Raw genomic sequence first — 20,860 nt, 5'->3', positions numbered from 1 at the left:
AAGCGACCGGTGTCAGGGGCGCAAGGTGGCAAAAACGGCGCTGGGTGAGCCGCGAAATGATAGCGCTATCAAATTCGGCTTGAAGGTATCAATTATACGATTATAGCTTCCCATCATCGAGCAGCGGCGAAGGGCCGCACGTCACCGGTCACCCAAGAATGGACCGGGACGGCTCCTGACAGGGGGAAGGGAACGGCCATGCAGCGCCATGATTCGTCACATCGGAAGTTCATGTTCGCCGGCGCGTCCGCGCTGGTGCTGTGCCTCGTCGCGCCGACCGCGGCGCTCGCGCAGCAGAAGGGGCAGGATGACACCTCGGTCGAGGCGGTGGTCGTCACCGGCCAGCGCGCGGCCATCCAGTCGGCCCAGAAGATCAAGCAGAACGCGTCCGAGATCATCGACGGCATCAGCGCCGACGACATCGGCAAGCTGCCCGATCGTTCGGTCACCGAGGCGCTGCAGCGCGTCGTCGGCGTCACCATCGACCACACCATGTCCCGCGGCGATCCCGAGCACTTCTCGGTCGAGGGCTCGGGCGTCAACATCCGGGGCCTGACCTATGTCCGCTCGGAACTGAACGGCCGCGACAGCTTCACCGCCAACGGCGGCCGCGCGCTGTCGTTCGAGGACGTGCCGCCCGAACTGATGGCCGGCGTCGACATCTACAAGAACCCCTCGGCCGAGCAGATCGAAGGCGCCATCGGCGGCCTGGTGAACCTGCGCACGCAGATGCCGTTCAACTTCCCGGGTCTGAAGATCGGGGCCTCGGCCTCGCTGGGCTATGGCGAGCTGTCGAAGGGCAAGGCCAAGCCGTCAGGCTCGCTGCTGCTGTCCAACCGCTGGGACACCAGCCTTGGCCAGTTCGGCGCCCTGTTCGACGTGGCCTATTCCGAAAGCCACACCCGCACCGACGCGATCCAGCAGGAAGCCTATTTCCCGCACCTGCCCTCGACGCAGGACGCCAGCAACACCTGGAACACCACCGGCAAGACCGTGTGGCTGCCCAACGGCCTGCAATGGCGCACGCTGGACTTCGACCGCCGGCGCCTTGGCCTGTACGGCGCCCTGCAGTGGAAGCCGAACGACAAGTTCCAGACCAGCCTCACGGGCTTCCGCAGCGACTACAAGATGGACTGGGGCGAGTTCGCGATCTTCTCCCAGATCGGCAATCCCGGGAACGTGGTCGTCGCCAACGGCAAGTATGACGACAAGGGCGTCCTGACCTCGGGCGTGCTGTCTGATCCGGCGGACGGCGGCATGCCGTTCAACGACGACGTCCGCACCGCCAACCGCAAGTCGGTGACGACCGATTTCGCCTGGTCGGCGCAGTTCACGCCCGACGACAAGCTGACCATCAAGACCGACGTGCAGTACGTGCGCGGTACGACCAAGGGCTTCGACTCGACGGTCGCCACCGGGCTTTTGATCCCGTCGCAGACCATCGACCTGACCGGCTCGCTGCCGACCATCGGGGTCGACAAGACCTTCATGACGAACCCCAACAACTACTATTGGGCGTTCACCATGGACCACTTCGACGAAAGCGTCGGCAAGGAGTGGGCCTGGCGCGGGGATGTCGAGTACAAGTTCGACAGCGACGTGCTGCAGTCGCTGCGCTTCGGCGCCCGCTACACCGATCGCTCAGCGCTGAACAAGAACACGCCCTACAACTGGCAGGCCGTCAGCCAGACCTGGATGCTGGGCTGGTACATGAACAGCCTGGCCTCGGTGGGGACCTACAAGGCCCCGACCACCACCTACGACTTCCCCAACTTCTTCAACGGCGGCGCCACGCTGCCGTCGGCGGTGGTGTTCCCGGCTCTCGAGCTGGCGACCGGCTGGCCGGCTAGCTACCAGACCCTGCACAAGTTCCGCGCCCAGAACAGCATCTATGACCAGGCCTACACCTGGTCGCCGGCGACCTTCGGGCCGGGCGCGATCAACGAGCAGTCGGAGAACACCTACACCGGCTATGCGATGCTGCGCTTCGGCTGGGATCAGGCCAAGTATCCGATCGACGGCAATGTCGGCGTCCGCGTGGTCAAGACGCGCTCGCAGGCGATCGGCTCGTTCGTCGGCGCCGCCACCCCGGCCGTCGATCCCAGCATCCCGGCCGGCAAGATCCCGATCTTCACCGCGACCACGACCGAGGGCACGTATCACAACGACTACACCAACGTGCTGCCCAGCCTGAACCTGCGCGTAAAGCTCACCGACACGCTGCAGGCCCGCTTCGCGGCGGCCAAGGCGATCGCGCGTCCGGACTACAGCCAGCTGCAGGCCTATACGACGCTGAGCGTGGGCATCACCGGCTCGGGCCCCAACGCCGTGGCCGACCTGACGGGCAACGGTTCGGGCAATCCATACCTGAAGCCGACCCAGTCCAACCAGTATGACGCCACGCTGGAATGGTACTTCGCCCCCACCGGCTCGCTGACGGCCGCGGTCTTCTACAAGGACCTGAAGGACGTCGTGACCAACGCCCTCTACAACGTGCCCTATGCGGCCACGAACGGGACGGTCTATCCGTTCGCCACGACGGCGCCGGTCAACGGCGCCAAGGGCACGGCCAAGGGCTTCGAGATCGCCTACAGCCAGTTCTTCGACTTCCTGCCGGGCTGGCTGAGCGGCTTTGGCGTGCAGGCCAACTACACCTATGTCGACAGCGATCAGACGCTGTACGGCAACCCGCAGAACGCCACGACCAGCCAGCTGACGACCTATGTGCAGAACACGTTCGGCGTCGACACGGACGGTTCGACCTTCAGCACCCTGCCGCTGACCTACCTGTCCAAGAACAGCTACAACCTGGCCCTGATGTACGAGAAGGGTAAGGTCTCGGCGCGCCTGGCCTATAACTGGCGCTCCAAGTACCTGCAGGCGGTGAACGTCAACGGCACCAACGGCGGCAACGGCTTCAACAAGGCCACCAACGGCTACGACCAGCGCTGGGCCCTGCCGACCTGGGCCGATGACTACGGCCAGCTGGACGGCTCGCTGTTCTACAAGGTCACCCCCAAGATCACCCTGGGGATCGAGGCCCAGAACCTGACCGACAGCACCTACAAGCAGCTGATGCAGCAGAACATCGGCATGAAGGGCCGCGCCTGGTTCGTCACCGGCCGGCGCTTCAACGCCCAGATCCGCTACACGTTCTAACGCGTGTCATCCCGGACGCGCTTGCGCGATCCGGGACCCAGGGGCCGCCCGCACGGCGCTTCGTCATCCCCTGGGTCCCGGCTCTGCGCTGCGCTCCGGCCGGGATGACGCGCTGTAAGATGGCGAGGGCGGAAACCGCATGAACGACAGGCGCATACGCAAGGTGGTGATCGTCGGCGGCGGCACGGCTGGCTGGATGACCGCGGCCGCGCTGGCGCGCTTCCTCGAGCATCAGCCCGCCGCGATCGAGCTGGTCGAGTCCGAGGCCATCGGCACGGTCGGGGTGGGGGAGGCGACGATCCCGCCGATCCGCAATTTCAACGCCGTGCTCGGTATCGACGAGATCGACTTCATCAAGGCCACCCAGGCGACGTTCAAGCTGGGTATCGCCTTTGAGGACTGGCGGGTTCAGGGCTCGCGCTGGTTCCACGGCTTTGGCGACTATGGGCCCAAGATCGACGGCGTCTCGCCGCATCATCACTGGCGACGCCTGCGGGCGGCGGGCGATCCGACCAGCCACGAGGCCTATTCCCTGACCACCCAGATGGCGGCGCTGAACCGCTTTCGCCCGCCGGTCCCCGATCCGCGATCGGTCTATTCGAACTATGCCTACGCCTTCCAGTTCGACGCCGGGCTCTACGCGCGCTACCTGCGCGGCTACGCCGAGGCGCGCGGCGTCACGCGCACCGAGGGCAAGATCGCCAAGGTCGAGCTGCGCGGCGGCGACGGCTTCGTCGAGGCGGTGGTGCTGGAAGACGGCCGCCGGCTGGAGGGTGATCTCTTCATCGACTGCTCGGGCTTTCGGGGCCTCCTGATCGAGGAGGCGCTGGGGACCGGCTATGAGGACTGGTCGCACTGGCTGCCGGTCAACCGCGCCCTGGCCGTTCCGTCCTCGCGCGTCGGCGAACTGACCCCCTACACGACCGCCAGCGCCGATGCGGCCGGCTGGCGCTGGCGCATTCCGCTGCAGCATCGCACCGGCAACGGCTATGTCTTCTGCGACGCCTTCACGTCGGAAGACGAGGCCGCCGCGACCCTGCTCTCCAAGCTGGACGGCAAGGCCCTGGATACGCCCCGACCCTTGCGCTTCGTCACCGGCCGCCGCCGCAAGATCTGGAACCGCAACGTCGTGGCCGTGGGCCTGTCGTCCGGCTTCATCGAGCCGCTGGAAAGCACCAGCATCCACCTGATCCAGAACGCCATCGGCCGGCTGATCGAGCACTTCCCCGACCGCGATTTCGACCCCAGGCGCGCCGAGGTCTTCAACGCGCTCAGCGCCGCCGAGATCGACCACATCCGCGACTTCATCGTGCTGCACTATGTGACCGCCCAGCGTGACGACACGCCGTTCTGGCGGCATGTTCGCAGCATCGATCCGCCGGACGCCCTGAAGGAGCAACTGCAGCGGTTCCGGCGCACCGGCGAGGCGCTGCTGAAGACCGACGAGTCGTTCCTCGAGCCCAGCTGGCTGGCCATCTATCTGGGGCAGGACATCGTGCCCGAGGCGCACGATCCGCGCGCCGATGCGATCTCGCTGGCCGAGCTTGCGGACGGCATGCGCCGGCGTCGCGAGGCCGTGCGGCAGGCCGCCGAGGCGCTGCCGTCACACGCCGCGTTCATCGACCGCTTCTGCCGGGCGCCGCCGCCCTGAACCGGTGTGACAACGCTATCAAATCCGCTTGCTGGTCTGAATTATATGATTATAGTTTCTGTCTAGTCGGGCCGGGGCCATCTACCGGTTCGGCGGCGCGAGACGGGGCTCACCGGCCTTCGAGCGCCTCGCGCGGCGCCTCTTCCCCGAGGCCGCGCGATGTCCTGACCCGCGCATCGTCACCTGCGACGGTGCGCGGATTTTTTTGACTGGGGAGCAAAACCCGGACTTGCCGACGCTTCAGAGCCCGGCGATCGTCCATCAAGAGCTGGTAGCGCTACCAAGTAGAGCGCGCCATGAGTGGAGGAAGCGATGGGGATTTCACGCCTCGCGACGGCGGTCGCGCTGAGCGTCCTCCTGGCGGGCGGCGCGGTCGCCGCCGGTCTTGAGCAGCCGATGCCCAAGCTTGTCACCAAGGACGGCCGCCACGCCCTCCTGGTCGACGGCGCGCCCTTTCTGATGCTGGGCGCCCAGGTCAACAATTCCAGCGCCTGGCCCTCGCAGATGCCCAAGGTCTGGCCGGCCGTCGAGCGTATGGGGGCCAACACCGTCCAGGTTCCGATCGCCTGGGAGCAGATCGAACCGGTCGAGGGCCAGTTCGACTTTTCCTATCTCGACCTGCTGCTGGCCCAGGCCCGCGAGCGCAAGGTGCGCCTCGTCCTGCTGTGGTTCGGCACCTGGAAGAACTCCTCGCCGTCCTATGCGCCCGAGTGGGTCAAGCTGGACGACAAGCGCTTCCCGCGCCTGAAGAAGGAGACCGGCGAGCGCTCCTACTCGATGTCGCCGCTGGCGAAGTCGACTCTGGACGCCGACCGCAAGGCCTTCGTCGCCCTGATGACCCATCTGAAGGCCAAGGACTCGGCCCAGAAGACCGTGATCATGGTCCAGGTCGAGAACGAGACCGGCACCTACGGCACGGTCCGCGACTTTGGTCCGGCGGCTCAGAAGGTGTTCGACGGCCCCGCGCCCGCCGCCCTGGTCAAGGCGGTCGGGGCCAAGCCGGGAACCTGGTCTCAGGCCTTCGGCAAGAACGCCGACGAGGTCTTCCACGCCTGGCATATCGGCCGCTTCGTCGACCAGGTCGCCGCCGCCGGCAAGGCGGTCTATCCGCTGCCGATGTACGTCAACGCCGCCCTGCGCGATCCGATCAAGCCGGGCGATCCCAAGACCTATTCGGCCGGCGGGCCCACCGACAACGTCATTGGCGTCTGGCAGGCCGCCGCCCCGTCGATCGACCTGATCGCGCCCGACATCTACATGAAGGAGTCGGTCAAGTACGACGCGGTGCTGGGGCACTACGCCCGGCCAAACAACGCCCTGTTCGTGGCCGAGACCGGCAATGATCCGGCCTATGCCCGCTATGTGTTCTCCACCCTGGGCAAGCAGGGGATCGGCTGGTCGCCGTTCGGCATGGACTATACCGGCTACGCCAACTTTCCGCTGGGCGCGGCCAAGGTGGACGAGGCGACGATCGAGGCCTTCGCCGCCAACTATCGCCTGCTGGCGCCGATGGCGCGCGAATGGGCCAGGCTGTCCTTCGAGGGCAAGGTCTGGGGCGGCGCCGAGCCCGATGACCGCGCCGCGCAATCGACGACCATGGGCGCCTGGAGCGTCAGCCTGCGCTACGGCAAGTGGCAGTTCGGCGCCTCGGACTGGACCTGGCTGAAGGATCGCCCGGCGGGCCCGCAAGGCCCCGAGGGCGGCGGCCTTGTCGCCCAGCTCTCGCCCGACGAGTTCCTGGTCACCGGCCGCCATGTCCGCGTCGAGTTCGGCCGCGCCAAGGCCGACAGCAAACCCATGATGATGGCGCGGGTCGAGGAAGGCCACTTCGAGAACGGCCAATGGGTCTTCGACCGCCTGTGGAACGGCGACCAGACCGACTACGGCCTCAACTTTACCGGCGGCTCGCAGATCCTGCGGGTCAAGCTCGCCACCTACTGACGGGAACAGCCATGCGTATTCTTGCCCTCTCGGCCTTCGGGCTGGCCCTTCTGGCCTCGACCTCGGCGCTGGCCCTGGACGGCGGCTTTGAGAAAACCGCCGACGGCGTGGTCATCACGCCCGCCTCGGGGCCGGCCAAGAAGGTCCGCCTGCAGGTGATGAGCGACCGGGCCATCCGCGTCACCGCCTCGCCGACCGAGACGATCAGCGTCCCGCCCAGCCTGCAGGTGATCGCGGCGCCCAAGACCAGCGGCTTCACCGTCGAGCAGGTGGGTGGCAAGGTCGTGCTGAAGGCCGGCAAGGCCACGGCGGAGGTGGCGCTCTCGACCGGCGCGGTGTCGTTCAAGGACGCGGCCGGCAAGACCGTGCTGACCGAGCAGACGCGGTCGAACTTCAAGCCGCTGACGATCGACGGCAAGGGCTTCTACGCCGTCAGTCAGCGATTTAATCCGAATACGGATGAAGGCTTCTATGGCCTGGGCCAGCACCAGAACGGCCAGATGAACTACAATGGCCAGGACGTCGAGCTGGCCCAGTACAATCGCGCCATCGCCATCCCGTTCGTGCTGTCGACGCGCAACTACGGCGTACTCTGGGACAATAACGGCATCAGCCGCTTCGGCGACCCGACGCCTTACGCCCTGGCCTCGCGCGACCTGAAGATCTTCGACGCCGACGGCAAGCCGGGCGGCTTCACGGCCAAGTACTACATCAACGGCGAGCTGAAGCTGACGCGCGTCGAGCAGGACATCGACTACCAGTACCTGGATGACCTCCCCAAGTGGCCGGCCGAACTGACCGGGCCCGACAAGAAGCCGCTGCGCGGCGCCAAGGTCGTCTGGGAAGGCTCGGTCGAGGGCGCCGTCGGCGGCCTGCAGAAGTTCAAGCTCTACTCGTCCAGCTACGCCAAGCTGTGGATCGACGGTCAGCTGAAGATCGATCGCTGGCGGCAGAACTGGAACCCCTGGTTCCACAACTTCACCGCCCCGATGAAGGCGGGAAGCCGCCACAAGGTGAAGGTCGAGTGGGAGCCCAACGACGGCTACATCGCGCTGTTGCACAACAACCCGCTTCCCGCCGCCGAGCAGAAGTCGCTGACCCTGACCTCGGAGGTCGCCCACGCGGTCGACTACTATTTCGTGGCCGGCGACAATCTGGACCAGGTCGTCAGCGGCTATCGCGACCTGACCGGCAAGGCCCAGGCCCTGCCGCGCTGGGCCTATGGCTTCTGGCAAAGCCGCCAGCGCTACAACACCCAGGACGAGCTGGTCGGGGTGGTAAAGGAGTACCGCAAGCGCGGTGTGCCGCTCGACAACATCGTCCTCGATTGGCGCTACTGGAAAGACGACAGCTGGGGCAGCCACAAGTTCGACGAAACCCGCTTCCCCGACCCGAAGAAGATGCTGTCGGACGTTCACGGCATGAACGCCCACTTCATGATCTCGATCTGGCCGAAGTTCTATCCGACCACCGACAACTACAAGGAGCTGGACGCCAAGGGCTTCATGTACCGCCGCAATGTCGAGCAGGGCGCGCTGGACTGGGTGGGGCCGGGTTACCTGAACTCGTTCTACGACCCGTACACCAAGGAAGCGCGCGACATCTACTGGCGCCAGATCAAGGACAATCTGGGCGGCGTCGGCATCGACGCCTGGTGGATGGACAGCAACGAGCCGGACATGCACTCCAACCTCGACATCCCCGAGCGCACCCTGCGCATGGGGCCGACGGCCAAGGGGCCGGGCGCGGAGTTCTTCAATTCCTACCCGCTGATCCACACCCAGAGCGTCTTCGACGGCGAGCATGAGCGCACCCCCAACAAGCGCTCGTACATCTTCTCGCGCTCGGGCTTTGGCGGCATCCAGCGCCAGGGCGTGGCGCTGTGGAGCGGCGACGTGGTGGCGCGCTGGGACGACTTCCGCGATCAGATCTCGGCCGGCGTGAACCTGTCGATGACCGGCGTGCCCAACTGGACCACCGACATCGGCGGCTTCTCGGTCGAGGATCGCTACATCAAGAAGGACCCCCAGCACTGGCCCGAGTGGCAGGAGCTGAACCTGCGCTGGTACCAGTTCGGCGCCTTCAGCCCGCTGTTCCGCAGCCACGGCGAAGAGCCGTTCCGCGAGATCTGGAACCTCGCCGACCAGGGGACCGAGGTCTACGACTCGCTCGTCTGGTACAACAAGCTGCGCTACCGGCTGATGCCCTACACCCTGACCCTGGCGGGCGAGACCTATCACCGCGACGGCAGCATCATGCGCGGCCTGGTCATGGACTTCCCGCAGGACCTGAAGGCGCGGAACATCGACGACCAGTATCTGTACGGTCCCGCGTTCCTGGTGGCGCCGGTCACGCAGTTCAAGGCCCGCTCGCGCGCGGTCTATCTGCCGGCCGGGACCACCTGGTACGACTTCGAGACCGGCAAGGCCCATGCGGGCGGCCAGACCATCCAGGCCGCCGCGCCGCTGAACCGCATGCCGCTGTTCGTGAAGGCCGGCGCGATCGTGCCGACCACCGAGGTGCAGCAATATATCGGCGAGAAGCCCGACGCGCCGGTCACCCTGGTGATCTATGCCGGCAAGGACGGCAAGTTCGAGCTCTATGAGGACGACGGCCTGTCGATGGCCTATCAGCGCGGCGCCTACAGCCGCATCCCGATCAGCTATGACGACGCCTCGGGCCGGGTCGTGATCGGCGCGCGCTCGGGCAAGTTCGACGGCATGCGGGACAAGCGCGTGTTCAAGATCCGCTTGATCGGCGGCGGCGCCAAGCCGACGGACTTTGACGCGGCGGGCGACGCCGCGGTCGAGTACGCCGGTCAGCCGGTGGTGGTGGTGTCGCGGAAGAAGTAGGTTTCCGTCGACCTAAATCTCGTTGTCATCCCGGAAGCCTCGTAGAGGCTATCCGGGACCCGGGGGCGGCGCGCACGGCGTCTCGTCACCCCCTGGGTCCCGGGTCGGCTTCGCCGCCCGGGATGACAGCTGTTTTTACCCCGCCTGCCCGCGAAACCGTTCGATCAGGAACGCCGTCGCCGGGCCCGGCGGGGTATCGGTGCGATAGACCGCGTGCAGCGGATAGATCGCTTCCTTCAGGTCCGGCATGTCCAGCCGCTTGAGGCGGCCGGCGGCGAGGTCGTCGCGGACCATGGGCTCGGGCATGTTGCCCCAGCCAAAGCCTTCCTTCAGCAGCAGGTGCTTGGCCCCAAGGTCCGCCAGCCGCCAGGTGTGGGCGCTGGCCACGGCGAAGTCGCGGCCTTGCGTCAGGCGTGAGCGGTCGGTGAGCACCAGCTGGGTGTGGCCGCGTCCCGCGCCCGGCGCGTTGGGCCCCTGCGCCAGCGGATGGTCGGGCGCCGCGACCGGGATCAACCGGGTCGAGCCGACGGCGATATAGTCCAGCTCGTCGCCGCCGTGGACGACCTCCAGCGGCCCGGCCACGCCCAGGGTCGCGGCGCGGTCCAGCACCATCTGGGTCACCGCCCCCAGGCCCTCGACATGCAGGCGCAGGGTCACGGTCGGGAAGGTCTCGCGGAAGGCCCGCAAGGCGTCGACCACCCGGGCGGTGGGCAACATGACGTCCAGCACCAGATTGACCTCGGCCTCCAGGCCCTGGGTCAGGCCCTTGGCCTTGGCCCGCAGGCTGGCGACGTCGCCGGCGATCACCCGGGCCTGGGCCACCACCACCTTGCCGGCCTCGGTCAGCACGGGCCGCTTGGCCGCGTCACGATCGAACAAGACCAGGCCCAGCTGCGCCTCCAGATTGGCGATGGCGTAGCTGATCACCGAATTGGCGCGGTTCAGCCGCCGCGCGGCCGACGCGAAGCCGCCGGTCTCCACCACGGCGAGCAGAACGTTCAACTGGTCCAGGGTCGGCGCGCCGGGTTCGTTCAAGACCGCCTCATCGTTCGAATTTATCGAACATAATAGACGATTTTATTCGACTGTTTCGCAAGTCCGTTCGTGCGCAAAACCCTTCTCACAGCGAGGCGCTTGGTCTCGCCCACCGTTCAAACCCAAGGGAGGCCCTCATGGCCAAGGTTCTGGTTCTCTACTATTCGTCCTACGGCCACCTTGAAGTCATGGCCAAGGCCATCGCTGAGGGCGCGCGCGAAGCCGGCGCCAGCGTCGACATCAAGCGCGTTCCCGAAACCGTGCCGCTCGAAATCGCCAAGGGCGCCCACTTCAAGCTCGACCAGGAAGCCCCGGTCGCCAAGGTCGAGGACCTGGCCGACTACGACGCGATCATCGTCGGCGCCCCGACCCGCTTTGGCCGCATGGCCTCGCAGATGGCGGCCTTCTTCGACGCGGCCGGCGGCCTGTGGGCGCGCGGCGCGCTGCACGGCAAGGTGGCCGGCGCCTTCACCTCGACCGCCACCCAGCACGGCGGCCAGGAAACGACGCTGTTCTCGATCATCACCAACCTGCTGCACTTTGGCACCACGATCGTCGGCCTCGACTACGGCCACGCCGGCCAGATGACCCTCGATGAGGTCACCGGCGGCAGCCCCTACGGCGCCACGACCATCGCCGGCGGCGACGGCTCGCGTCAGCCCAGCGAGAACGAGCTGACCGGCGCCCGCTACCAGGGCCGCAAGATCGCCGAGACGGCCATCAAGCTGCACGGCTGATCCAGCGCTCGCCGGTCGCTCAGCCTCCCCCCCATTGACTGACCGGCGACAGGGCCGGCCGGCTCCTTCCCCTCCCAGGGAGCCGGTCGGCCCTTTCTCTATGGAAAAGGGCGGGCCCCGCGCGCGACGGCCTCAGGTCGCCGAGCGCGAAATGACTCTATTCCTGTCGAGCATAGGCGCCGTCAGCGGCGCGGGGGTGTCCTGCTGAGTCATTAGCGCGCCGCCGAGTGTGCCATTTTGAGACAAGTCGACTCTCTTGGGGCGCGTCTCTATTCATTGATGTTCATTTTACTATTAACAAAATAGTTTCAATTCTTAATTCTGTTTCAGTTTTTCCTCAACGAACTGGAAAGCTCGTTGCGCGATATTGCGCGTGGGCAAAACGCCCACCGACAGTCAAAACGACGTCGGAACACCTCGAATAGGAGTTGTTTCGTTATGGCGCTGAACAGCATCAACACGAACTCGGGCGCTCTGATCGCCCTGCAAAACCTGAACTCGACGAACGCCGAGCTGACCCAGGTTCAACAGCGTATCAACACCGGCAAGAAGATCGGTAGCGCCAAGGACAACGGCGCCATCTGGGCGACCGCCAAGAACCAGTCGGCCACCGCCAACAGCATGAACGCCGTGAAGGACTCGCTGCAACGCGGCCAGTCGACGATCGACGTCGCGCTCGCCGCCGGCGACACCATCACCGACCTGCTCGGCAAGATGAAGGAAAAGGCTCTGGCCGCTTCCGACACCTCGCTGAACACCGCTTCGTTCAACGCCCTGAAGTCGGACTTCGATTCGCTGCGTGACCAGATCACGAAGGCCGCTTCGAACGCCAAGTTCAACGGCGTCAGCATCGCGGACGGCACGACCACCAAGCTGAGCTTCCTGGCGAACTCGGATGGCTCGGCCTTCACCGTCACCGCCAAGACCCTGACCCTGGGCGGCCTGGGCCTGACGGCGACCTCCAGCTTCACGACGGCCGCCGCCGCCAAGACGATGATCGGCACGATCGACACCGCTCTGCAGACGGCGACCAACAAGCTGGCCTCGCTGGGCACCAGCTCGACCGGTCTGGACACCCACCTGACCTTCGTCGGCAAGCTGCAGGACAGCCTGGACGCCGGCGTCGGCAACCTGGTGGATGCGGACCTGGCCAAGGAAAGCGCCAAGCTGCAGTCGCTGCAAACCAAGCAGCAGCTGGGCGTTCAGGCGCTGTCGATCGCGAACCAGTCTTCGTCGTCGATCCTGAGCCTGTTCCGTTAAGCGGGACTTCGACGCGTTCGTCGTCGAGAAGGGCGGATCTTCGGATCCGCCCTTTTTCTATGTCTGTATGAGTCTAGGGGTTGGACTCCATCGCGGACGCGAAAGCGCCGTTACTGAAGCGACAAAACCAATCGTCATCCCGGAAGCCTCGCAGAGGCTATCCGGGACCCAGGGGCGAGCGGCGGTGCGGTGGCCCCTGGGTCCCGGCGCTACAGCCCGCTACGCGGTCTTCCGGCCGGGATGACAAAATATAAACTTTTCTGGTCGGTGCGGTCTCTATGGATTGAGTATCCGAGGTTCATAACGCCGCATTCTTCGTCGCCTTAAGCATTCGTGAATCGCGAAAGACGCTAAGATTCGTCGATTTATTAAATGCACGTTGCTCGGTTATTTTTGTAGAGTTAATCGAGTGTTGATCCGTTAATCCAATAACGACGTTTCGTGAACTATATCGAAAGCGAAGCGTCATATTGTCGCGGTGGGCAAAACGCCCGCCGGTCGTCAAAACGACACCGGAAACCTCGAAAGAGAGTGTTTCGTCATGGCGCTAAACAGCATCAACACGAACTCTGGCGCGCTGATCGCGCTGCAGAATCTGAACAGCACCAGTTCTGAACTGAACACCGTCCAGCAACGCATCAGCACCGGCAAGAAGATCGGCAGCGCCAAGGACAACGGCGCCATCTGGGCGACCGCCAAGAACCAGTCGGCCACCGCCAACAGCATCAACGCCGTCAAGGACTCGCTGCAGCGCGGTCAGTCGACCATCGATGTGGCCCTGGCCGCCGGCGACACCATCACCGACCTGCTGGGCAAGATGAAGGAAAAGGCGCTCGCGGCGTCAGACACCTCGCTGAGCACCGCCTCGTTCAACGCCCTGAAGGCCGACTTTGAGTCCCTGCGCGATCAGGTCACCAAGGCCGCCTCGAACGCCAAGTTCAACGGCGTCAGCATCTCCGACGGCACGACCACCAAGCTGACCTTCCTGGCCAACTCGGACGGCTCGGGCTTCACCGTCAACGCCAAGACCCTGACCCTGGAGGGCCTGGGCCTGACCACCGGCTCGACCTTCGCGGACGCCGCTGCGGCCAAGGGGATGATCACCAGCGTCAACACCGCGCTGCAGACGGCGACCAACAAGCTGGCCTCGCTGGGCACCAGCTCGACGGGCCTGGACACCCACCTGACCTTCGTCGGCAAGCTGCAGGACAGCCTGGACGCCGGCGTCGGCAACCTGGTGGACGCGGACCTGGCCAAGGAAAGCGCCAAGCTGCAGTCGCTGCAGACCAAGCAGCAGCTGGGCGTTCAGGCGCTGTCGATCGCCAACTCGTCCAGCTCGGCGATCCTCAGTCTTTTCCGATAGGCTGACGACCGGACGGGCGGACGACCCTGTCGATCCGCCTCAACGGTTGCGGCGTTAGACCTGGAAAGGGACGGCCCTCGTGGTCCGTCCCTTTTTCAGGTCAGGGTGCTTCAAGCTAGGCCTGGCCCCTCGATCCGCAGGGCCGGCGTAAAAGCCGGACGGTGATCGGGCAGCCGAATGACCAGAGCGTCGGCCTCATGGCGGAAGGGCAGGGCCTGATCCCCGCCGAGCAATCCGACCCGGCGCACCTGGCCTTGGGTTCCACCAAGGCTCTGGATCCGCATCTCACCCTGCGGCCAGTCCATGGCCAGGGCGTAGAGCGCCCCGCCCTTGGTGGTGAAGCGGATGTCGGCGGCCTCGAACGGCTTGGCCGCGCCCTCGTTCTGCATGCCCTCGACCAGGCGGGTGGGGCCCTCGCCGAACAGGCGCCAGGGTCGCGTGCCGTGGATCGCCTCGGCGTTGACCGCCATCCAGCCGGCCATGTCGGCCAGCACCTTTTTCTCCAGATCGTCGATCGCGCCGTCGCCGCGCTGGGGGATGGACAGCAGCAGGCAGCCGTTCTTGCTGACCACGTCGATCAGCCGCTGGATCACCTCGCGCCCGGACTTGTAGCCGCCGCGCTCATACAGCGGCCGGTCATAGTGCCAGCTGCCGATGCAGGTGCAGGTCTGCCAGGGCTCCTCGCGCAGACGGTCGGAGAAGCCGCGCTCGACATCCTCGACGATGGCGCGCCGCTGCAGGGGCGACAGCTTCTTGCCGGTCACCACGACGTCGCCGCGCTGGAGGTTGTAGTAGTGGGCGGTGGCGTCCAGCCCCGCCTGGCCCAGCGGCAGACCGTAGTTGTCGAAATAGACGAGGTCGGGCCGATAGCGCTCGACCAGATCGTTCTGCCGCGCCAGCCAGTTGCGGACAAAGCCCGGATTGTTCGGCGGCGGGGTCTCGACCCACTGGCCGTCGTGGGCGTCATGCCAGGCGTTGGCGGCGGCGATGCTGCCGATTCCGTCGGGGATCACCATGTTGCGGCCGGTATAGAGATCTTGCGGGTCCAGACCCTCCCACCACTGGCCCTTACCGTCGGCCTTGGTCAGGCGGAAAGCGTCGTAGCGCTGGCCCGCGCGAGGACCCTCGGCGTCATAGCCATAGGCCGTCTGCCACCAGTGCCAGGCGTGGGCGCCGTGGTTGGACACCCCGAACTTCAGCCCGTGCGCCCGCGCGACCTTGGCCCAGGTTCCGACGATGTCGCGCTTGGGGCCAACGCGCGTGGTGTTCCAGGCGTGGTGGCGGCTGTCGAACATGTCGAGATTGTCGTGGTGGTTGGCCATCGACATGAAGTACTTCGCGCCCGCTTGGACATAGGTCTGCATCAGACCTTCGGGGTCCCAGGTCTCGGCCTTCCAGCGCGGGATGAACTGCATGAAGCCGAAGTCGGCCGGGTGGCCGTAGGTCTTCACGTGGTGGTCGTAGAAGGGGTTGCCCTGGTGGTACATCTGCCGGCCGTACCAGTCGCCAAACTCCGGCACGCACTGCGGACCCCAGTGCGACCAGATGCCGAGCTTGGCGTCGAGGAACCAGTCGGGAACCTTGTAGCCGGCCGCCAGTGACTCCCAGCTCGGCTGGAAGCGGGGCGCGGAGAGGGCGGGGGAGGCGGACAGGGCGGCGGCGCCCGCCAGGAGGTCGCGTCTGGTGAAGGTCATTCTACGGCTTCCTTGAAGTTCTGCGTCCTCCATTCCGTGTCATCCCGGACGGCCCGCAGGGGCGATCCGGGACCCAGGGGCCACGCCCTGGGCGGCCACCCCTGGGTCCCGGCTCTTACCCCGGCTTTCGCCGGGGTGCGGCCGGGATGACACTGTGTTGAGGCGATAGAGATTTTGAGGGTTTGATCGGTGGTCACCGAGGGCTGATCCGGATCACGCCGCCGCCGCTGGGGGCCAGCTTCAGAGAGAGGGTCTGGCCGGCCTTCACCGACTGGGTGCGGGTCTTCAGCGCCGTCGGCTCGGCGCCGTCCTCGCGGATCTCCGCCGAGAAGGCCCCGTTCCCCAGGAAGCTCAGCGGAACCTTCACCGTCCGCCCCGCCTCGTTGGTCATGGCCCCGACCCACCAGTCCGCGCCCTTGCGGCGCGCGATGACGATGTGCTGGCCGATCTCGCCCGACAGCACGCGGGTCTCATCCCAGCTGGTTGGAACCGCGCTGATGAAGTCCAGCCCGGCGGGCGAGGCCGCATAGGTGATCGGACTGTCCGAGACCATGGTCAGCGGGCTGTCATAGACCACGTACATGGCCAGGGCCTGGCCGCGGGTGGTCTGGACGGTGGGCAGAATGAACTGGTTCTTGAAGGCCTCAGGCGCGACGTTTCGGAAGCCGCCCGGCGTGTAGTCCATCGGCCCCAGCAGCATCCGCGTGAAGGGCAGGGTGACGTTGTGGGTGGCGGTGATCCGCCGGCTCCACTTGTTGTACTCCGCGCCCAGCACCCCCTCCTGGGTGACATAGTGCGGATAGGTGCGGACCAGGCCCGTCGGGCGATAGGCGCCGTGCAGGTCGACCATCAACTGATGCTCGCCGGCCTTGCTCAACAGGCGGTGATAGAAGTCGACCATCTGCTGGTCGTTGCGGTCCATGAAGTCGACCTTGATCCCCTTGACGCCCCAGGCCTGGTAGGCGGCCAGCGCCTCGTCCATCTGGGCGTCCATCGGCTTCCAGTGGACCCACAGCATGATCCCGACGCCCCGCTCGCGGCCGTAGGCGACGAGGTCGCGGATGTTGATCGCGGGGATCGGCCGGGTGGCGTCCGTACCCGGAAGAACCGCCGGCGCCTGGCCTGAACCGACGTACCAGCCGTCGTCGATCAGCATGTACTCAAGCTTCTGAGCGGCGGCGAAGTCGATGAAGCCCTTCATCGCCGCGTCGGTCATGCCCTCGGCGTTGGCGGTCTTGCCGCCGTTCCACCAGTCCCAGGCGGCCTTGCCGGGCTTGATCCAGCGGGTGTCGCTCAAGGCTGTCGGCGGGTTCAGGCTGGTCATCAGGTTCGAGGCGATCAGATCGCCCGGCGTCTCGCCGACCATGACCACGCGCCAGGACGAGACCGTGTCGGTCCCGATCCGCGTCAGCACGGCCTTGCTGGGATCATCCAGGCGCGGCGCCAGTTGGGCCTGCAGGCCAAGGCCGCCGTCGCCGCGTCCGGTCAGGTAGAGACCCGCCCAGTTGCGCAGGTCCGCCTCGGCCAGGGCGAAGGTCGCGCCCTTGGCGGTCTGGCAGACGACCGGCAGCTCATAGAGGGCCGAGGCCCGGAAGCCGTGGGCCATGACCGGGTCGTACTCGCCCTCGTGCGAGGTGCCGAACCGCCCCAGATTCAGCGCCCAGCAGCGATCGTCGTCGGCGAAGTCGAAGCGGGTCTCCTCGCCGCGCACCGCCACGCCGGCCAGGGTCGGCTGGTCGGGCAGCACATAGCGGAACGCCACCCCGTCGTCGTAGGCGCGGGCGATCACCTTCAGCCGTCGCTGCAAGCCGCCCGTTTCGAGAAATTCTACGGTGGTCTCGTTATAGCGATCGCGCGCCGTCCGGGTCTTGCCGACGACCAGATCGTAGGTCTCATCGACGCTGCGGCTGGCGGCGCCGACGATCTTCACCCCGCCCGACAGGGCGCCGCCCTTGTCGAGCACCAGGCCCAGAGGCGAGGGGGCGATCAGCGTTTCGCCCTTGAACTGCAAGGTGAAATTGGCCTGGCCACTTTGATCCGACAGGGTGATCCGGGTCCGGCCGTCGGGCGAGGTGACGGCGTGATCGGCGGCGAGGGCGGAGGCCCCGGCGGCGCTCAGGCAGCCGACCGCCGTCAGCGCTGTCAGAAAGTGACGTGTGGCCTGCATTTGAAGTTTCCAACCCGATTGTGTCTGTCTATTTGTCATACAAACTAGACGGCCTCTGGATCGGCGTCGAGGGGTATGACAACGTTGTCGACGCGGCGCGTGGCCGTCTGGAGCGGTTTCCGATCCGCTTGGATCGGAAAACGCTCTAGTCCTTTGTATTAACGCATTTTCTGGCGACGAACCGGATCCACTTCGTCGGAAAATGCTCTAACGAAAAAAGAGTTGGGGAGTATGAACACCAAGACCCTTTGCGTCGCCCTCTTGGCGTCCACCTTCCTGGCCGGCGTCGCGTCGGCCGAGAGCACCGCACAATCCACCGCCCAGCCCGCCAAGTGGCCCGCGGCCAAGAGCCAGGGGCTCATTGATCCGGCGACCGAAGCGTTCGTGGATTCGGTGCTGGCCAAGCTGACCCTCGAGGAGAAGGTCGGCCAGCTGATCCAGGCCGATATCGGCGCGATCAAGCCCGAGGACCTCAAGACCTATCCGCTGGGCTCGATCCTGGGCGGGGGCAGCTCGCCGCCGCTGGGCGCGCCTGACCGCTCGCCGCAAAAGCCGTGGGTCGACACCGCCAAGGCCTTCCGCGAAGCCGCCGCGCAGCGCGTGGGCGGGACCCACGTGCCGCTGATCTTCGGCATCGACGCCGTGCACGGCAACAACAACGTCGTCGGCGCGACCCTCTTCCCGCACAATATCGGCCTGGGCGCGGCGCGTGATCCGGAGCTGATCCGCCGCATCGGCAAGGCCACGGCGCTGGAAACCTCGGCCGCCGGCTTCGACTGGGCCTTCGGCCCGACCCTGGCCGCGCCGCGCGACGACCGCTGGGGCCGCACCTACGAAGGCTATTCCGAAGACCCCGCCATCATCCGCCAGTACGGCGGCGAGATGATCCTGGGTCTGCAGGGCGCTGTCGCGCCGTTCACCGGCGGCAAGGCCGGGGTGATCCAGCAGGGCCTGGTCGCGGCCAGCGCCAAGCACTTTTTGGGGGACGGCGGCACCGACAAGGGCGTCGACCAGGGCGACACCCAGGTCTCCGAGGAGGAACTGGTCCGCATCCACGCCCAGGGCTATGTGCCGGCCATCAACGCCGGCGCCCTGACGATCATGGCCTCGTTCAACAGCTGGAACGGCCAGAAGATGCACGGCAACAAGAGCCTGCTGACCGACGTGCTGAAGGGCAAGATGGGCTTCGACGGCTTTGTGGTCGGCGACTGGAACGGCCATGGCCAGGTGGTGGGCTGCAAGCCGACCGATTGTGCGCAGTCGATCAACGCAGGCCTCGACATGTTCATGGCCCCCGACAGCTGGAAGGCGCTCTATGACAACACCCTGGCCCAGGCGAAATCGGGCGTGATCCCGATGGCCCGCATCGACGACGCGGTGCGCCGCATCCTGCGGGTCAAGGCCAAGATGGGTCTGTTCCAGGCCAGCCGTCCCCATGAGGGCCGCCAAGGCGTGATCGGCGCGCCTGAACACCGCGCCATCGCCCGCGAGGCGGTCCGCAAGTCTCTGGTTTTGCTCAAGAACGACGGCGTCCTGCCGGTGAAGGCCTCGGCCAATGTCCTGGTCGCCGGTTCGGGCGCTGACGATATCGGCAAGCAGTCGGGCGGCTGGACCCTGTCTTGGCAGGGTACGGGCAACACCAACGCTGACTTCCCCAACGCCGACTCGATCTGGACCGGCGTGAAGTCGGCGGTCGAGGCGGGCGGCGGTCGCGCGACGCTCAGCGTTGACGGCAAGTTCGACAAGAAGCCGGACGTGGCCATCGTCGTCTTCGGAGAAAATCCGTATGCGGAAGGTGTCGGCGACCTGAAGACCTCGCTCGAGTATCAGCCGGGCGACAAGGCCGACCTCGCCCTGCTCAAGCGCCTGAAGGCCCAGGGCGTGAAGGTGGTGGCGGTGTTCCTCACCGGCCGTCCGCTGTGGGTCAATCCCGAGATCAACGCCTCGGACGCCTTCGTGGCCGCCTGGCTGCCGGGCTCGGAAGGCGCGGGCGTGGCCGACGTGCTGATCGGCGACAAGGCCGGCAAGCCGCGTCACGACTTCCACGGCAAGCTGTCGTTCAGCTGGCCCAAGACCGCCGCCCAGTTCCGCCTGAACAAGGGCGACAAGGGTTATGACCCGCTGTTCGCCTACGGCTATGGCCTCAGCTACGCCAAGCCGGGCAAGGTTGCGCGCCTGTCCGAGGTTTCCGGCGTCACGGCCCAGGCCGACAACGTCGTGAACTACTTCGTCGGCGGCAAGACGCCGGCGCCGTTCGCGTTCAAGGCCTCTCCGTCATCGAGCGTGCAGATCGCGCCGGTCGACGCGGGCAACGTGCAGGAGGCGGGCCGCCAGATCACCTTCGCCGGCGATAAGCCTGGCAAGCTGTCGATCGTGGGCGACAAGCCGCTGGACCTGTCGTTCCAGACCAACGCCGACATGGCGCTGAGCTTCGCCTATCGCCTGGACGCTGCGGCGACCGGGCGCGTGACCCTGGCCATGGGCGCGGGCCGTCTGGACGTGACCCCGCCGGCCGGTTCGCCGACCGGGCAGTGGGCCAGCGTCAAGATCCCGCTGAAGTGCTTCCAGGCCGCCGGGACGGACGTGACCAAGGTCGCCGCGCCGTTCGAACTGATCTCGGCCGGCGCCTTCACCGTGTCGATCGCCGAGGTGAAGCTGACCGCCGATCCAGCCGGCGCGGTCTGCCCGGCCAAGGCGCAGTAGGACGCCCTCAAACCTCTCAAACTCCGACCTCCCCGGCGACACGTCAGTGCGGCGAAGCCAATGCCGGGGAAGGTCGGCGGCGGGGAGGCGACTGAGGTCCGCGCCCACCCCGTCGAGATCATTTTCTGTTGTCATCCCGGCCGGAAGACCGCGCAGCGGGCTGTAGCGCCGGGACCCAGGGGCGACCGCACTGCCGCTTGCCCCTGGGTCCCGGGTCGGCTTCGCCGCCCGGGATGACGAGAGATTGAGTTGTTGCGGTATCGGGGGCTTTGGCCTCCGCATTTGAGTCCAGGCCCTA

General features: G+C 66.3%; 12 protein-coding genes. 8 read left to right on the top strand and 4 right to left on the bottom strand.

What is annotated here, in order from left to right; translation table 11 throughout:
* The first annotated feature begins 198 nt into the window (after nucleotides 1–198).
* The 4 genes from CA606_RS15740 to CA606_RS15725 all read left to right on the top strand — a co-directional run bounded on the left by CA606_RS15740 (nucleotide 199) and on the right by CA606_RS15725 (nucleotide 9,603).
* Nucleotides 199–3,159, top strand: a complete 2,961-nt coding sequence (locus tag CA606_RS15740) for a TonB-dependent receptor (RefSeq protein ID WP_219933443.1) — start codon at nucleotides 199–201, stop codon at nucleotides 3,157–3,159.
* 139 nt (nucleotides 3,160–3,298) lie between these two features.
* Nucleotides 3,299–4,810, top strand: coding sequence for a tryptophan halogenase family protein (locus CA606_RS15735; RefSeq protein ID WP_096053683.1), 1,512 nt, complete (start codon nucleotides 3,299–3,301; stop codon nucleotides 4,808–4,810).
* Nucleotides 4,811–5,110: 300 nt separating this feature from the next.
* On the top strand, nucleotides 5,111–6,751 hold the full coding sequence (locus CA606_RS15730) for a DUF5597 domain-containing protein (protein ID WP_096053684.1): 1,641 nt from the start codon (nucleotides 5,111–5,113) through the stop codon (nucleotides 6,749–6,751).
* Entirely contained in the window at nucleotides 6,652–9,603 is a 2,952-nt protein-coding gene (locus CA606_RS15725; protein ID WP_096053685.1) for a TIM-barrel domain-containing protein, read from the top strand. Before CA606_RS15730 ends, CA606_RS15725 begins: the two co-directional genes overlap by 100 nt.
* 135 nt (nucleotides 9,604–9,738) lie before the next feature.
* On the opposite strand, the gene CA606_RS15720 is transcribed toward CA606_RS15725, so the two are convergent.
* Nucleotides 9,739–10,638, bottom strand: a complete 900-nt coding sequence (locus CA606_RS15720) for a LysR family transcriptional regulator (protein WP_096053686.1) — start codon at nucleotides 10,636–10,638, stop codon at nucleotides 9,739–9,741.
* A gap of 137 nt (nucleotides 10,639–10,775) precedes the next feature.
* On the opposite strand from CA606_RS15720, the gene wrbA reads away from it, so the two are divergent.
* Nucleotides 10,776–11,375 carry an NAD(P)H:quinone oxidoreductase gene (gene wrbA / locus CA606_RS15715; protein WP_096053687.1) on the top strand — a complete coding sequence of 200 codons (600 nt, stop codon included), beginning with the start codon at nucleotides 10,776–10,778 and terminating at the stop codon, nucleotides 11,373–11,375.
* A gap of 132 nt (nucleotides 11,376–11,507) precedes the next feature.
* Here wrbA and CA606_RS15710 read toward each other — a convergent pair whose 3' ends face one another.
* Nucleotides 11,508–11,648, bottom strand: a complete 141-nt coding sequence (locus CA606_RS15710; protein WP_181242911.1) for a hypothetical protein — start codon at nucleotides 11,646–11,648, stop codon at nucleotides 11,508–11,510.
* Nucleotides 11,649–11,813: 165 nt separating this feature from the next.
* Here CA606_RS15710 and CA606_RS15705 point away from each other — a divergent pair, with 165 nt between their 5' ends.
* The gene (locus CA606_RS15705) at nucleotides 11,814–12,635 is read left to right on the top strand and encodes a flagellin (protein WP_096053688.1); all 822 of its coding nucleotides are present in this window, start codon (nucleotides 11,814–11,816) and stop codon (nucleotides 12,633–12,635) included.
* 541 nt (nucleotides 12,636–13,176) lie between these two features.
* Nucleotides 13,177–13,998 (top strand): flagellin, encoded by an 822-nt coding sequence (locus tag CA606_RS15700; RefSeq protein ID WP_096053689.1) that lies wholly within the window; start codon nucleotides 13,177–13,179, stop codon nucleotides 13,996–13,998.
* 110 nt (nucleotides 13,999–14,108) lie between these two features.
* Here CA606_RS15700 and CA606_RS15695 read toward each other — a convergent pair whose 3' ends face one another.
* The gene (locus CA606_RS15695) at nucleotides 14,109–15,725 is read right to left on the bottom strand and encodes an alpha-L-fucosidase (RefSeq protein ID WP_096053690.1); all 1,617 of its coding nucleotides are present in this window, start codon (nucleotides 15,723–15,725) and stop codon (nucleotides 14,109–14,111) included.
* A gap of 160 nt (nucleotides 15,726–15,885) precedes the next feature.
* A complete protein-coding gene (locus tag CA606_RS15690) occupies nucleotides 15,886–17,859 on the bottom strand; it encodes a glycoside hydrolase family 97 protein (RefSeq protein WP_181242631.1) in 1,974 nt (657 codons plus the stop codon).
* A 222-nt stretch (nucleotides 17,860–18,081) separates the two neighbouring features.
* Here CA606_RS15690 and CA606_RS15685 point away from each other — a divergent pair, with 222 nt between their 5' ends.
* Nucleotides 18,082–20,562, top strand: a complete 2,481-nt coding sequence (locus CA606_RS15685) for a glycoside hydrolase family 3 protein (RefSeq protein ID WP_181242630.1) — start codon at nucleotides 18,082–18,084, stop codon at nucleotides 20,560–20,562.
* Nucleotides 20,563–20,860 lie beyond the last annotated feature (298 nt).

The sequence above is a fragment of the Caulobacter vibrioides genome (genome assembly GCF_002310375.3).
Lineage (GTDB): Bacteria > Pseudomonadota > Alphaproteobacteria > Caulobacterales > Caulobacteraceae > Caulobacter > Caulobacter vibrioides_D.
Note: the sequence above shows the minus strand (reverse complement) of the source record. Positions and strands in the feature narration are given on the sequence as shown.

Excerpts from the sequence above, each read along its gene's own strand:
- CA606_RS15740 (WP_219933443.1), top strand. The coding sequence starts at position 199 with ATGCAGCGCCATGATTCGTCACATCGGAAGTTCATGTTCGCCGGCGCG.
- CA606_RS15735 (WP_096053683.1), top strand. The coding sequence starts at position 3,299 with ATGAACGACAGGCGCATACGCAAGGTGGTGATCGTCGGCGGCGGCACG.
- CA606_RS15725 (WP_096053685.1), top strand. The coding sequence starts at position 6,652 with ATGGGTCTTCGACCGCCTGTGGAACGGCGACCAGACCGACTACGGCCT.
- wrbA (WP_096053687.1), top strand. The coding sequence starts at position 10,776 with ATGGCCAAGGTTCTGGTTCTCTACTATTCGTCCTACGGCCACCTTGAA.
- CA606_RS15705 (WP_096053688.1), top strand. The coding sequence starts at position 11,814 with ATGGCGCTGAACAGCATCAACACGAACTCGGGCGCTCTGATCGCCCTG.
- CA606_RS15700 (WP_096053689.1), top strand. The coding sequence starts at position 13,177 with ATGGCGCTAAACAGCATCAACACGAACTCTGGCGCGCTGATCGCGCTG.
- CA606_RS15695 (WP_096053690.1), bottom strand. The coding sequence starts at position 15,725 with ATGGAGGACGCAGAACTTCAAGGAAGCCGTAGAATGACCTTCACCAGA.
- CA606_RS15690 (WP_181242631.1), bottom strand. The coding sequence starts at position 17,859 with ATGCAGGCCACACGTCACTTTCTGACAGCGCTGACGGCGGTCGGCTGC.